Annotated in this window: 13 protein-coding genes; 1 reads left to right on the top strand and 12 read right to left on the bottom strand. The window is 69.8% G+C overall.

The genetic code is table 11. The features are described from left to right. Positions 1 to 7: 7 nt before the first annotated feature. A complete protein-coding gene (locus TCCBUS3UF1_RS00500) occupies positions 8 to 538 on the top strand; it encodes a hypothetical protein (RefSeq protein WP_155983230.1) in 531 nt (176 codons plus the stop codon). On the opposite strand, the gene TCCBUS3UF1_RS00495 is transcribed toward TCCBUS3UF1_RS00500, so the two are convergent. The 12 genes from TCCBUS3UF1_RS00495 to TCCBUS3UF1_RS00445 are packed head-to-tail and all read right to left on the bottom strand — an operon-like array spanning position 535 to position 12,149. After that, positions 535 to 1,296 carry an SDR family oxidoreductase gene (locus tag TCCBUS3UF1_RS00495; RefSeq protein ID WP_014514522.1) on the bottom strand — a complete coding sequence of 254 codons (762 nt, stop codon included), beginning with the start codon at positions 1,294 to 1,296 and terminating at the stop codon, positions 535 to 537. The two genes, TCCBUS3UF1_RS00500 and TCCBUS3UF1_RS00495, sit on opposite strands and share 4 nt — an antisense overlap. Continuing rightward, entirely contained in the window at positions 1,296 to 2,900 is a 1,605-nt protein-coding gene (locus tag TCCBUS3UF1_RS00490; RefSeq protein WP_014514521.1) for a long-chain fatty acid--CoA ligase, read from the bottom strand. Before TCCBUS3UF1_RS00490 ends, TCCBUS3UF1_RS00495 begins: the two co-directional genes overlap by 1 nt. 29 nt (positions 2,901 to 2,929) lie before the next feature. Then, the gene (locus TCCBUS3UF1_RS00485; RefSeq protein ID WP_014514520.1) at positions 2,930 to 3,283 is read right to left on the bottom strand and encodes a PaaI family thioesterase; all 354 of its coding nucleotides are present in this window, start codon (positions 3,281 to 3,283) and stop codon (positions 2,930 to 2,932) included. Next, positions 3,280 to 3,723, bottom strand: a complete 444-nt coding sequence (locus TCCBUS3UF1_RS00480) for a MaoC/PaaZ C-terminal domain-containing protein (RefSeq protein WP_041433609.1) — start codon at positions 3,721 to 3,723, stop codon at positions 3,280 to 3,282. The genes TCCBUS3UF1_RS00485 and TCCBUS3UF1_RS00480 overlap by 4 nt, the downstream gene beginning before the upstream one ends. Further along, positions 3,723 to 4,493, bottom strand: coding sequence for an SDR family NAD(P)-dependent oxidoreductase (locus tag TCCBUS3UF1_RS00475; protein WP_014514518.1), 771 nt, complete (start codon positions 4,491 to 4,493; stop codon positions 3,723 to 3,725). The genes TCCBUS3UF1_RS00480 and TCCBUS3UF1_RS00475 overlap by 1 nt, the downstream gene beginning before the upstream one ends. Beyond that, positions 4,493 to 5,740: a serine hydrolase gene (locus tag TCCBUS3UF1_RS00470; protein ID WP_014514517.1), complete on the bottom strand. Its 1,248-nt coding sequence runs from the start codon at positions 5,738 to 5,740 to the stop codon at positions 4,493 to 4,495. Before TCCBUS3UF1_RS00470 ends, TCCBUS3UF1_RS00475 begins: the two co-directional genes overlap by 1 nt. Before the next feature lie 10 nt (positions 5,741 to 5,750). Further along, positions 5,751 to 6,887 carry an acyl-CoA dehydrogenase family protein gene (locus TCCBUS3UF1_RS00465; RefSeq protein ID WP_014514516.1) on the bottom strand — a complete coding sequence of 379 codons (1,137 nt, stop codon included), beginning with the start codon at positions 6,885 to 6,887 and terminating at the stop codon, positions 5,751 to 5,753. Continuing rightward, positions 6,868 to 7,449, bottom strand: a complete 582-nt coding sequence (locus tag TCCBUS3UF1_RS00460) for a TetR/AcrR family transcriptional regulator (protein WP_014514515.1) — start codon at positions 7,447 to 7,449, stop codon at positions 6,868 to 6,870. The genes TCCBUS3UF1_RS00465 and TCCBUS3UF1_RS00460 overlap by 20 nt, the downstream gene beginning before the upstream one ends. A gap of 58 nt (positions 7,450 to 7,507) precedes the next feature. Then, positions 7,508 to 8,485 (bottom strand): thiamine pyrophosphate-dependent enzyme, encoded by a 978-nt coding sequence (locus TCCBUS3UF1_RS11455; protein WP_050802011.1) that lies wholly within the window; start codon positions 8,483 to 8,485, stop codon positions 7,508 to 7,510. Next, positions 8,389 to 9,072, bottom strand: a complete 684-nt coding sequence (locus tag TCCBUS3UF1_RS11930; protein WP_014514513.1) for a thiamine pyrophosphate-binding protein — start codon at positions 9,070 to 9,072, stop codon at positions 8,389 to 8,391. Before TCCBUS3UF1_RS11930 ends, TCCBUS3UF1_RS11455 begins: the two co-directional genes overlap by 97 nt. A 4-nt stretch (positions 9,073 to 9,076) precedes the next feature. Continuing rightward, positions 9,077 to 10,990 carry a TRAP transporter fused permease subunit gene (locus TCCBUS3UF1_RS00450; RefSeq protein ID WP_014514512.1) on the bottom strand — a complete coding sequence of 638 codons (1,914 nt, stop codon included), beginning with the start codon at positions 10,988 to 10,990 and terminating at the stop codon, positions 9,077 to 9,079. Positions 10,991 to 10,997: 7 nt separating this feature from the next. Next, the gene (locus TCCBUS3UF1_RS00445) at positions 10,998 to 12,149 is read right to left on the bottom strand and encodes a TAXI family TRAP transporter solute-binding subunit (RefSeq protein ID WP_014514511.1); all 1,152 of its coding nucleotides are present in this window, start codon (positions 12,147 to 12,149) and stop codon (positions 10,998 to 11,000) included. Between the last annotated feature and the right edge of the window lie 49 nt (positions 12,150 to 12,198).

The following is a 12,198-nucleotide window of genomic DNA, read 5'->3' as shown; positions in this document are numbered from 1 at the left end:
GAAGCGGATGCGTAGCGGTACGATGCCCACGCGGGCCCTGATTCTGGCCCAGGGAAACCAGGGGATCAAGATCTACAAGGAGGCCGACGGTTATCCCGAGGAGGTGGTACCCCTTCTGCTGGCGGTGACCGACCTCTTCCGGGAGGAGCGGGGCTTTTGGGACCCGGAACGCTTCATGGCCCAGGTTTTAATCGGCTTGGGCCTGAAGGACAGGCTTTCCCGGGGTCCTGGCAAGGGGATGGCGCCCCCCTCTCCCGTCTTCGGGTATGCCTTGACCACGGGCTGGAGGTGGGTGGACTACATCTACTTCGTGCGGGACGATTACACCCTGGAGATCTACCAGCCGGGGGAGGGGTGGGGGGAGGGGATAGGCCTTGACGAAGGGGAGGCCTGGCAAAAGGGCTGCCAACGGGTGGCCTTTGCGTGCCTGGAGGATAAGGAATGCAGGAAATTCTACAAAGCGTGGAAGACCCTGCTCGCCACCCCCCTGAGGTCCGGTGAGGGCGAGGAGCGGCAGAGGAAGACCCTCCTGCACTAGAGGGCCGTGGCCCCCCCGTCCACGGGCAGGACGGCCCCGGTGACGTAGTCCGAGGCCGGGCTGGCCAGGAAGAGGACCGCCCCCCCGAGCTCCCCCGGCTGCCCCGGGCGGCCCAGGGGCAGGCTGGCCCGGAGGTAGGCCTCGGCCTTGGGCAGGACCTTTTCCGTCATCCGGGTGGGGAAGAACCCGGGAGCCAGGGCGTTCACCCGGATGCCCCACCGCCCCCACTTCACCGCCAGGTCCCGGGTGAGGGCGATGAGCCCCCCCTTGGAGGCCGAGTAGCCCACCGCGTCCAGCACCTCCGGGGGTTCCCCCTTGAGCCCGGCCACGGAGGCGATGTGGATGATCTTGCCGTACCCCCTTTCCCGCATGGGCCGGGCCGCGGCCCGGCTGGCGAGGAAGGCCCCCACCAGGTTCACCTCCAGGACCTCCCGCACCTTCTCCACCGGCATCTCCAGGGAGGGGGCGCCCCAGCTGATCCCGGCAGCGTTGACCAAGACGGTGAGGGGGCCAAGCCGGGCCTCCACCTCGGCCACGATGGCCTCGAGGCGGGCCTCGTCCCGCACGTCCCCCTCCAGGTAAAGGGCCTCCTCCCCCAGGTGCTTCCGCGCCTCCTCAAAGAAGGCCGCCCGCCGGGCCATCACCGCCACCCGGGCCCCGGCCTCCTTCAGGGCCAGGGCGGCCTCGAGGCCCAGGCCCCGGCTCCCCCCGGTGACCAGGGCCGCCTTGCCGTCCAAGCGAAACCTTTCCAGGAACATCAGCCACCTCCAAAAAGGTCCTTGTACCGCTCTCTCAGGGCCCGCTTCAGGAACTTGCCCGCGCTGGTCCTGGGGATCTCCTCCACAAAGACGAAGGCGTCGGGAAGCTGCCAGCGGGCAAAGCCCGCCCGGAGGAGGTGTTCCCGGAGTTCCTCCTCCTTGGGCCTCTCCCCCCGGGGCACCACCACCGCCAGGGGGCGCTCCTGCCACCTGGGGTGGGGGATGGCCACCACCGCCGCCTCCTTCACCCCCGGGTGGCCCATGAGGGCGTTCTCCAGGTCCACGCTGGAGATCCACTCCCCCCCCGACTTGATCAGGTCCTTGAGGCGGTCCTTGATCTCCAGGTACCCCTCCTCGTCCCAGACGGCCACGTCCCCGGTGCGGAACCAGCCGTCCGGGGTGAGGGCCTGCTGGCTTGCCGCCTCGTTCCCGTAGTACCCCCGGGTGATCCAGGGGCCCCTGAGCTGGACCTCCCCCAGGGTCTTCCCGTCCTTGGGCACGGGCTTTCCCCCTTCGTCGGCCACCCGAAGGCGGACCAGGGGGATGGGGAGGCCGGTCTTGGCCTTGAGGGAAAGCTTCTCCTCTTCGGAAAGGCCCTCCAGGTGGCTTTTGGTGAAGTTCTGCACCACCACGGGGGAGGTTTCCGTGAGGCCGTAACCCTGGCGCACCTCGATTCCCATCCGCTCCAGGCGGGCGATGAGGCTCTTGGGGGCGGCGCTTCCCCCCACCACCAGGCGCTTCAGGGTTTTGAGGCGGTGGCCCGTGGCCTCCAGGTGGTCGGCCAGGGCCAGCCAGACCGTGGGCACCCCCGCGGTGAAGGTGACCCCCTCCCCGTCAAAGAGCTCCACCAGGGAGGCGGGGTCCAGCCGGGGCCCCGGCAGGACCTGCTTGGCCCCCACCAGGGTGGCGGCGTAGGGCAGGCACCAGGCGTTCACGTGAAACATGGGCACCACGGGGAGGACCACGTCCCGTTCCGAAAGGGCGGTGCCGTCGGCCAGGCTGGCCGAGAGGCTGTGGAGGACCAGGGCCCGGTGGCTGTAGACCACCCCCTTGGGGAGGCCGGTGGTGCCCGTGGTGTAGGCCATGCCGCAGGCGGCCCGCTCCGGCACCCGCACGGGGTCCACCTCCTCCCCCAGCAGGGCCTCGTAGGCCAGGTACCCCTCGGGGGCCTCCCTGTCCAGGACCACGAAGTGGGCCACGGTCTTGAGCTCGGGCCGCAGGGCCTCCACCAGGGGGAGGAGGTGGGGGTCAAAGAGGAGGACCTTGTCCTCGGCGTGGTTCAGGATGTAGGCGATCTCCTTGGGGGCCAGGCGGGGGTTGGCGGTGTGGAGCACCGCCCCCATCCCGGGGACGGCGAAGTAGGCCTCGAGGTGGCGGAAGCCGTTGAAGGCCAGGGTGGCCACCCGGTCCCCCACCCCCACCCCCAGGGCCTTGAGCCCCCCCATGAGCCGCCGCGCCCTCCGGTGGATCCCGGCGTAGTCCGTACGGTGGACCTCCCCCGTGGGCAGGCGGGAGACCACCTCCTTCCTGGGGAAAAGCTCCGCCGCCCGCTCCAGGAAGTCCCAGAGGTTCAGCTCCTCGTCCATCATGGTGCTCGGGAACATCTACGCCTCCTTTTGGGGCCAGCTTACCCCTAGCCCACCCGGTAGAAGGTGCCCTTGGCGAAGGCCACCCGCTCCCCTTCGGAGAAGACCTCCCCCACGGCGTGGAAGAGCCTCCTGCCCGCATGGAGCACCCGGCCCCGGGCCAGCAGGACCCCTTCCCGTACCGGCCTTAGGTAGTTCACGGAAAGCTCCGCCGTGACCACCCTCACCCCCAGGCTCTCCACCGCCTGGCCCAGGGCGCTATCCAGAAGGGCGGCCAGGATCCCCCCGTGGACCAGGCCCTGGCCCTGCAGGAACTCCTCCCGCACGGCAAGGAGGAGCTCCGCCTCCCCCCCTTCCCGCCGCCCCACCTCGGCCTGGAACCAGCGGGCGAAGGGGCTCAAGGCCGCCTCCGGACCATGGTCACGAACTCTCCTTCCTGAACCACCTCGCCCCGCTGGTTCAGGACCCGCACCCGCTGGACCAGGATCCCCCGGTCGGGCTTGCTGGTCTCCCGCTTCTCCACGATCTCCGTCTCCCCGCGGATGGTGTCCCCGATGAGGACGGGCTTGAGGAAGCGGTAGTTGCGGATCTCCAGCCAGGCGATGAGGGTGCCGTCCGTGACCCCCGTGCGCTGGCGCAGGCCCGTGAGCATGGCCAGGGCCAGGAGCCCGTGGGCGATGCGCTGGCCGAAGGGGGTATCCTTGGCGAACTCGGCGTCGGTGTGGATGGGGTTGTAGTCCCCGGAAACCCCGGCGAAGTTGACCACATCCGCCTCGGTGACCGTCCTGCCCGCCGTGGTGAACCGCTGGCCTACCTCAAAGTCCTCAAAGTACATGGGCATCATCCCACCTCCTTGGGGCCGAACCCTGGGGGAAGGCCGGGGGGGCCCAGGACCGACCGCCCCCCGTCCACGAAGAGGGCCTGGCCGGTGATGAAGCCGCTTTCCTCCGAGAGGAGGAAGAGGGCGGCCTGGGCCACCTCCTCTGGCCGCCCTGGGCGCTTCAGGGGGGAGGCCTCCACCTCCTGCGCCCGGGACCACTCGGGAAGCCCCGCGGTCATCCGGGTCTCGATGAGGCCCGGCACCAGGAGGTTGACCCGGATCCCCTTGGGGGCCAGCTCCAGGGCCAGGGTGCGGACCAGGCCCAAAAGGGCGGCCTTGCTGGCGGCGTAGTGGGCGAGGCCCAAGGCCCCCAGGGCGGCCACGGAGCCCGTGAGCACCAGGCTTCCCCCCTGCATGACCTCCCCGGCCTTCCTCGCCACCAGGAAGCTTCCCGTGAGGTTGACCCCTAGGACCCGCTCCCAGTCCGCCAGGGAGAGCTTCCAGGAGAGGGCGGCGTGGGCCACCCCGGCGAAGTGGGCCACCCCGTCCAGGCGGCCAAACTCCTCCAGGGCCTCGGCGAAGGCCCCCTCCACCCCCTGGGGGTCGGCCAGGTCCGCGGGCACGGCCAGGGCCTCGGCCTCGAGGGCCGCTACCGCCTCCAAAAGGGCCTCCTCCTCCCGGTCCACGGCCACCAGGTGGGCCCCTTCCGCCGCAAACCGCTCCAGGGCGGCCCGGCCGATGCCGTGGGCCGCTCCCGTGACCAGGATGACCTTGCCCTCAAGCCTTCCCATCAGCGCAGGCTAGCGTAGACCGCATGCCGGAAAAGCTGGGCGTAGTAGGCCCGCCCCCCTGGGTTTTGCATCATCCAGATGCCGATGAGCCGCTCCTTGGGGTCCACGAAGAAGGAGGTGCCGAAGAGACCGCCCCAGTTGTAGTCCCCCGCGCTCCCCGGAAGGGGGCTACCCCCGTCCGCCAGCCGCACCGCCACCCCCAGGCCGAAGCCGTACCCCGGCCCCGGGAGGTAGGCCGCTCCCCGCCCTAGGGAGGGGAGGTAGAGGGGGCCCAGGTGGTCCTGGGTCAGGAGCTCCACCCCCTTGCGGGAGAGGATCCTCTGGCCGCCCAGCTCCCCCCCGTTCAGCAGGGCCTGGAGGAAGCGGTAGTAGTCCAGGGCCGTGGCCACCGCCCCCGCCCCTCCCGAGAAGCGCCGGGGCGGGCGGCGCACCTCCAGGGCAGGCGGGGTGGGCTGGCGGGTGAAGGGGTCCTGGAGGAAGGGCTCGGCGATGCGGGAAGCCTTGGCCTCGGGAACGGAGAAGCCCGCGTCCGCCATGCCCAGGGGCCGGAAGAGCTTTTCCTCCATGAGTTCCGCCAGGCTCCGGCCCGTGAGGCGCTCCAGGAGGTGGCCCAGGAGGTCCGTGGAGTTGCTGTACTCCCAGACCGTCCCCGGCTGGAACTGCAAGGGGAGCTGGGCCAGCTTGCGCACAAACTCCTCCGCTGTTTGGTCCACGGCGTCCGCTCCCACCCGGCGGTACTCCTGCTTCACCAGGGAGTCGAAGAAGATGCCGTAGGTGATCCCCGAGGTGTGGCGCAGGAGGTCGTAGACGGTGATGGGCCTTTGGGCGGCCACCAGCTCCAGGGTGGGCCGCCCCTCGGGCCCCGTCCTTTCCACCCCCACCCGGACCTCCCGGAACTCGGGCAGGTAGAGGGCGATGGGGTCGGTGAGGAAAAGCCTTCCCTCCTCCACCAGCCTTAGGGCCAGGACCGAGGTGAGGGGTTTGGTCATGGAGTAGATGCGGAAGATGGCCTCCCGGGGCATGGGGGTCCTGGCCTGGGGGTCCAGATAGCCCACGGCCTCGTGGAAGACCACCTGGCCGTTGCGGGCCACCAGGAACACCGCCCCAGGAAGCCTCCCCTGGGCCACCTCCGCCTCGAGGCGGGCCTTGAAGGCCCCAAGGGCCCCCAGGTCCACCCCCTCCCGCACCTGGGCCCAGGCCAGGCCAAGGAGGAGAAACCCTAAAACCCAAAACCGCACCCACCGCATACACCACCTCCTACGCAAAGGCCCGCATGCCCGTGAGGTGTGCCCCGATGAGGAGCTTTTGCACCTCGCTGGTCCCCTCGTAGAGGGTGAGGATCCGGGCGTCCCGGTAGAGCCGGGCCACCTCGTACTCCTCGAAGAAACCGTAGCCCCCGTGGACCTGGATGGCCCGGTAGGCCACCCGGTTGGCGGCCTCGGAGGCGTAGAGCTTGGCCAGGCTGGCCTCCAGGGTGTACCGCTCCCCCCTGACCTTCTTCCAGGCCGCCTGGTAGGTGAGGAGGCGGGATGCCTCCAGGTCCAGCTTCATCTCGGCCAGGTGGGCCTGGATGAGCTGGAAGCCGGCAAGGGGCTTGCCGAACTGCCGCCTTTCCCGCACGTAGGCCAGGGAGAGGTCCAAGGCCCTCTGCATCAGCCCCACCGCCCCGGCGGCCAGGGAGATCCGCCCGGTGTCCAAGGTGGCGAGGGCGATCCTGAACCCTTCCCCTTCCCGCCCCAGGATCCGCTCCTTGGGCACCCGCACCCCGTCCAGGAAGACCACCCCCGTGTCCGCGGCCCGGAGGCCCAGCTTTCCCTTGAGGGGGGCGGTCTTCACCCCGTCTTCCCGCTCCACCAGGAAGCTGGTGATCCCCTTGGCCCCGGCCTCGGGGTCGGTCTTGGCGAAGATCAGGAAGACCTGGGCCACGTTCCCATGGGAGATAAAGGTCTTCTGCCCCTCCAGAACGTACGCTTCCCCGTCCCAGTGGGCCCGGGTGGAGAGGCTCGCCGCATCCGAGCCCGCCCCCGGTTCCGTGAGGCCAAACGCCCCCAGGACCTCTCCCCGGGCCAGCCGGGGGACGTAGCGGCGCTTCTGCGCCTCGGTGCCGTAGGCGAGGAGGGGGGTGAGGACCAGGCTCTGCTGCACGGAAAGGATGGAGCGCAAGGAGGCGTACCCCCCCATCTCCTCCAAAAGGGCCAGGTAAGCGAAGAAGTCCAGCCCTGCCCCCCCAAGCTCCTCGGGCACAAAGACCCCGAGGAAGCCCAGGGCCCCCATCCGCTCCACCAGGGGCCAGGGGAAGGCCTCCTTCTCCTCGTAGGCCTTCAGTTCCGGCCCCGCCTCCTCCAGGAAGCGCCGGGCCAGGGTGCGGATCTCCTTATGCTCCGGGATCTCCATGCTTTATCCCCCTCAGGATCAGGTCAAAGTACCCCCGGGCCACCTCCTCCGCCCGCAGGGGCCCCCCGGGACGGAACCAGCGGATCATCCAGTTGAGGAGGGAGAAGATGGCCCGGCCCGTGAGGGCCACGTCCAGGGGACGGAAGACCCCCATCGCCACCCCCCGGCGGAGGATGGCCCGCAGGTTGGCCTCGTGCCGGTCCCTTAGGGCCACGGTCCGGGCCCGCCGCTCCGGGGAGAGGCTTTTGATGCCCTGGAGCATGGTGACGAAAAAGGGGTAGTTTTCCTCAAAGAAGCGGGCATGCCCCTCCATGAAGCGGAGGAGGGCCTGGGCGGGGTCGGGGAGGGCTAGGGCCTTTTCCCCCTCCCGCACCAGCCCCTCCAGGGCCTGCAGGCTGATGGCGTAGAGGACCTCCTCCTTGCCCGCGAAGTGGTGGTAAAGGGCGGCCTTGGACAGGCCCACCGCCTGGGCGATGTCCTGCACGCTGGTGGCCTCGTAGCCCTTCTCGGTGAAGAGCTTGGCGGCCTCCTCGAGGATGCGGTCTTTGGTGGGGACGACCATGGCTCACCGACCGGTCGGTAAGTCCACCTTATCCCGAGCCCCTGCCCCCGTCAAGCCTCTAAAACACCCTTAAGGGCGTGGGGTCCAGGGCCACCTCCAGGAGAAAGGGCCCCTGGGGGAGGTTTTCCAGGGCCTCCTCCAGGGCCTCGGGCGTTTCCACCCTCCGCGCCCCCACCCCAAAGGCCTGGGCCAGAAGGGGAAAGTCCACCCCTGGGAAGGAAAGGCCGGGGAGCCTCGAGGCCTCCCCAGGGTAGAGGGCTTCCCCGAAGCCCTTGAGGATCCCGTAACCCCCGTTGTTGAGGACCACGAAGACCACGTCCAGGCCGTAGGTCCGGGCGGCGTGGAGGGCCTGGGGGGCGAAGAGGAAGGCCCCATCCCCCACCACCGCCGCCGCCTTTTCCCCCGCCAGGGCCGCCCCCACCGCGGCCCCCGGGGCAAAGCCGAGGCCGCCGCTGGCCCCGTGGAGGTACCTTGCCCCCTCGGCGGGCAGGGCCCGGCGGAGGGGAGGGCTTAGGGAGATGGCCTCGTCCACCAGGAAGCGGTCCTGGAGGGCCTGGGCCAGGCGGGCTGCGGCGTAAAGGGGGTTGAGCCCTCCTGGGCCCCGGGGTGGGGGTGGGGGAGGGGAGGGAGGGGGCTCGGGCCAGGGGCGCCCCCCTGGGGGCACGGCCTCCGCCAGGAAGCGCAGCCCCAGGGCCACGTCCCCCAGGTAGACCTCTTGGGCCTCGGCCCGGGCTGCCTCCTCGGGGTCCTCGGTGAGGAGGACCACCCGGGTGGAAGGGGGAAAGGAGGGGCCGGGGGAATAGGGGTAGAGGAGGAAGCACGGGGCCCCGGCCACCAGGACCAGGTCGAAGGGGGCCAGGCGTTCCCGCAAGGAGGCCGCCAAGGGGGGAAGCACCCCCCGGTAGAGGGGGTGGTTTGTGGGGAAGGCGTGCCGGGGGCTTATGGGGTCGGAGAAAACGGGGGCGCCCAAGCGCTCGGCCAGCTGGAGGGAGGCCCTGCGGGCCGCAGGGGCGTGGGCCCCGGCCCCCAGGACCAAGGCGGGGTTTTCCGCCTGGGAGAGGGCCTCGGCCAGCCCCTCGAGGCCCTGGGGGGGTCCGGGGGGAGAGGGCCCTTGAGGGGGGGAGGGGGGGCCTCCTCCTCCCACACGTCCATGGGCACGGCCACCACCACCGGGCCCCGGGGAGGGGTCAGGGCCAGGTGGAAGGCCCTCTCCAGGGCCTCGGGCAGGTCCTCGGCCCGGGATACCTCCCAGGCGGCCTTGCTCACCGGTTTGGCCATCTCCACCAGAGGCCCGGAGAGCAGGGGGGCCCGGAAGCGGTGCCGGCGGTCCTGGTCCCCCACGGTGACCACCAAGGGGGAGCGGTTCTTGAGGGCCGTGTACAGGGCCCCGAGGGCGTTGCCCAGGCCGGGGGCCGCGTGGAGATTGAGGAAGGCCACCTCCCCGCTGGCCTGGGCGTAGCCATCGGCCATGGCCACGGCTACCCCTTCGTGGAGGCCCAGGATGTACCGGGCCGCTCCCTCCAGGCCCAGGAGGAAGGGGAGCTCGGTGGAGCCCGGGTTGCCGAAGACGAAGCGGATTCCCCGCTCCCGGAGCCACAGGTGGGCGCTTTCCCTGGCCTTCATGGCCTCACCTCCGCTCTTCAAACCCCCTGGGAGGGGTTCTCTTTCCCTTGCCCCGTCCCCAAAGCCACAAGCCGCTGCCCAGCAGGACCGGGATGGCCAGCAGGCTGGAGAGGGTCTCGGGAATGGCCACGAGGATCCCTCCCACCACGTAGAGGGCCCGCGCCCAAAGGGGGAGGGGGCCTAGGCCCCACAGCTGGCCCTCGAGGCCCCCCACCAGGAGGAGGAGGCCTAGGGCCGCCAAGGCCGTGTGGTAGAGGATGCTGCTCCACTCCCCTTGGAGGATAAGGGCCGGCTCAAAGAGGAAGAAGAAGGGGAGAAAGTAGATGGCCAGCCCCAGCTTCACCGCTTCCAAGGCCACGGCCATGGGCGGAGCCCCGGCCAGCCGGGCGGCCAGGAAGGCGGCCACCGCCACGGGAGGGGTGATGGCCGAAAGCATGGACCAGTAGGCGATGAAGAGGTGGACGGCCAGGGGAACGAACTCCCCCAGGCGCGCCAAGGCGGGGGCCAGGGTGACCGCCAGGAGGATGTAGGCCGCCACCATCACCCCCGCCATCCCCAGGAGGAAGGCGATGGCCACACCCAGGAAGAGCACCAGGTAGAGGTTGGCCTGCCCCATCTGGACCAGGGCCCCCGTCAGGGCTGGGGCTACCCCCGTGCCCAGAAGCCCCGCCAGGATCAGGCCCACGGGGAGGATGAGGGCGAGGGTCTGTCCGATCAAGGCCCCCGCCGCCACCAGGCCCCGGTGGAGGCTGGCCCAGGTGAGCTTTCCTTGCAGGAGAAGGAAGAGGAGGAGGACCCCCAAGGCGTAGAAAGGCGCCAGGCGCTCCAGGCGCAGGTAGAGCAAGGCGAAGACCAAAAGGGCCAGGACCAGGAGGAAGGGAAGGCCTTCCCGAAGGCTCGGTCCCAAAGGGGGGAGTTCGGTGCGATGGAGCCCCTTGAGACCGTGCTTGGCCGCGTAAAGGTCCACGTGGGCGAAAAGGGAAAGGTAGTACAGGGCCGAAGGGATGACCGCCGCGGCCACCACCTGGCCATAGGGGATGCCCAGCAGGCTGGCCATCACGAAGGCCACAGCCCCCATCACCGGGGGCATGAGCACCCCGCCCGTGGAGGCGCAAGCCTCCACCCCAGCGGCGTAGGTCCGGCCGAACCCCGAGCGGATCATGGCGGGGATGGTGAGGCTTCCCGTGCCGGCCACGTTGGAGAGGATGCTGCCGCTTAGGCTACCGAAAAAGGCGCTGGCCACCACGCTCACCTTGGCCGCTCCGCCCCGGGTCCAGCCGAAGAGGGCAGAGGCCACCTTGAGGAAGACCTCCCCCGCTCCCGTGGCCACCAGGAAGGCCGCTAGGATCAGGAACCCCACCAGGAGCTCCCCCACCGTGCGCATGGGCAGGCCGAGTAGACCCTGGGTGGAGTAGATGGCGTAGCCCAAAACCTCTGTCCAAGGGAGGGGAGGGCCCCAGAAGAGGCCGGGCAGGGAAGGGGCTATGAGGGGATAGGCGGCCAGGAGGAGGGCTACGAGGGCAAAGCCTAGGCCTCCCGCCCGCCTTGCCCCTTCCAGAACCGCCACCAGGAGGAAGAGGGCCAGGGCGATCTGCCAGGGGGCCTCTGGGTTGGTCCAGGGCCTGACCACCATGCTGGGGCCATGCCAAGCCAGGAAAAGCCCCGTTCCCAGGGTTCCCAGACCCAGGGCGTAGTCATACCCCCTGGGCCGTTCCTCGCCAGCCCTCGCCGGGAAGAGGAGGTAGGTGAGGGGGAGGAACAGGGCCACCAGGAGCCAGTAGTAGCTGAAATCCAAAAGGGCCTTTCCCGTGAGGGGGCTCCCCAAAAGGTAGTAGAGGACCAGGCCTAGACCCAGGAGGGAGGCGAGGGCTACCCAGGCCTGGGCCCAGGGAGGGAGGTGGCGCCAGCGGCCTTCCATGGCCGGCTCAAGGCCTCCAGGCTTCGGAGAAGCGGGGAACCTTGTTCTGCGCCAAGAACTCCCGCCAGAAGCGCTGCCAGGCTTCGTTGGCGGGGTCGGTGGGGATGCGCCGGGACTTGGCCAGGCTGGCCGCCCGCTCGTACAGGGTCGCGTACTGGTCCACGAGCCGGACCGCTGCTCCCTGTTTGCGCTCCATTTCCGCCGTCCAAAGCCCTTTTTCCTTTAGATACCGGACGGTTCCGGGGTGAAGGGGTACGCCCATGCTCTCCACCAGGAAACGGAGACTGTCTAAGGTCTGGAAACGGGCCATGGCGTGCTTGTCCCGGTAGAGGGTGTGGTTCTCGTCCAGCCACTTCACCAGGTGGTAGACCAAATCCTCGCTCACGTCGGCCCGGCTATAGTACACGCTGGGGATGACAAACATCCGTACCCCACGGGCGGATTGTGCCCCTACATCCGCGGGGCGCACCAGGGCCAGGAGGGGGTAAGCCCGCTGCCAGCGCTGCAGGCAGAGGCGGTCCTCCTGGGCTGTGGGTACGGGAAGCCAGCGGATGCCCCGGGGGTTGCCCTCCACCTCGAGGTTCACGTCGGAAACAGGGGAGGTGAAGGCGATATCGGCCCCCCCCTCGGCGATCACCCGGGAGTTGGCGCTGTAGTTGGCCACGGGTACGAGCCGAGCCTGTTCCCGGGTGAGGCCGCGGCAGGCCAGGAGGCCGTCCAGGATGCGGTGGAAATAGGAGAAGGGGGGCCAGGCGAGCCTGACCCCGGGCCCGATGTCCTGGATGCGGCGGTAGGGGCTATCCCCCCGGGTCATGAGGCCCCAGGGCGTCAGGATGGCGGGGTAGACCACGCGCAAGGGCCCTGGGCGGTAACCCGCCTCCCCGTCCAAGGCCTCCACCAATACGGTCAAGGGGGCAGAGGCGAACTCCACCCGCCCGTCCAGCAACCACCCGGTGAGGGTGGGGGTGGCTCCGGGGGATACGCGCAGCTGCACCCCGGTGGCCGCCGTGAACTCCGCCGACCAGGCCACCAGCAGGGAATAACCGGCGGTACCCACCTCTGTGGAAGCGAAGAGGATCTGCCTGGGCCAGCGGAACCCCTCCTGGGCCCAGGCGCCTAGGGCCAAAAGGGCCAGGAACCCGACTCCCCAACGGACCATAGGGACCTCCTAACCGACCGTTCGGTTAGCCCCATGTTAGCCCCTCCTC

The sequence above is a fragment of the Thermus sp. CCB_US3_UF1 genome (assembly GCF_000236585.1).
In the GTDB taxonomy this organism is placed as follows: Bacteria; Deinococcota; Deinococci; order Deinococcales; family Thermaceae; genus Thermus.
This window is presented reverse-complemented; position numbering and strand designations above follow the sequence as displayed.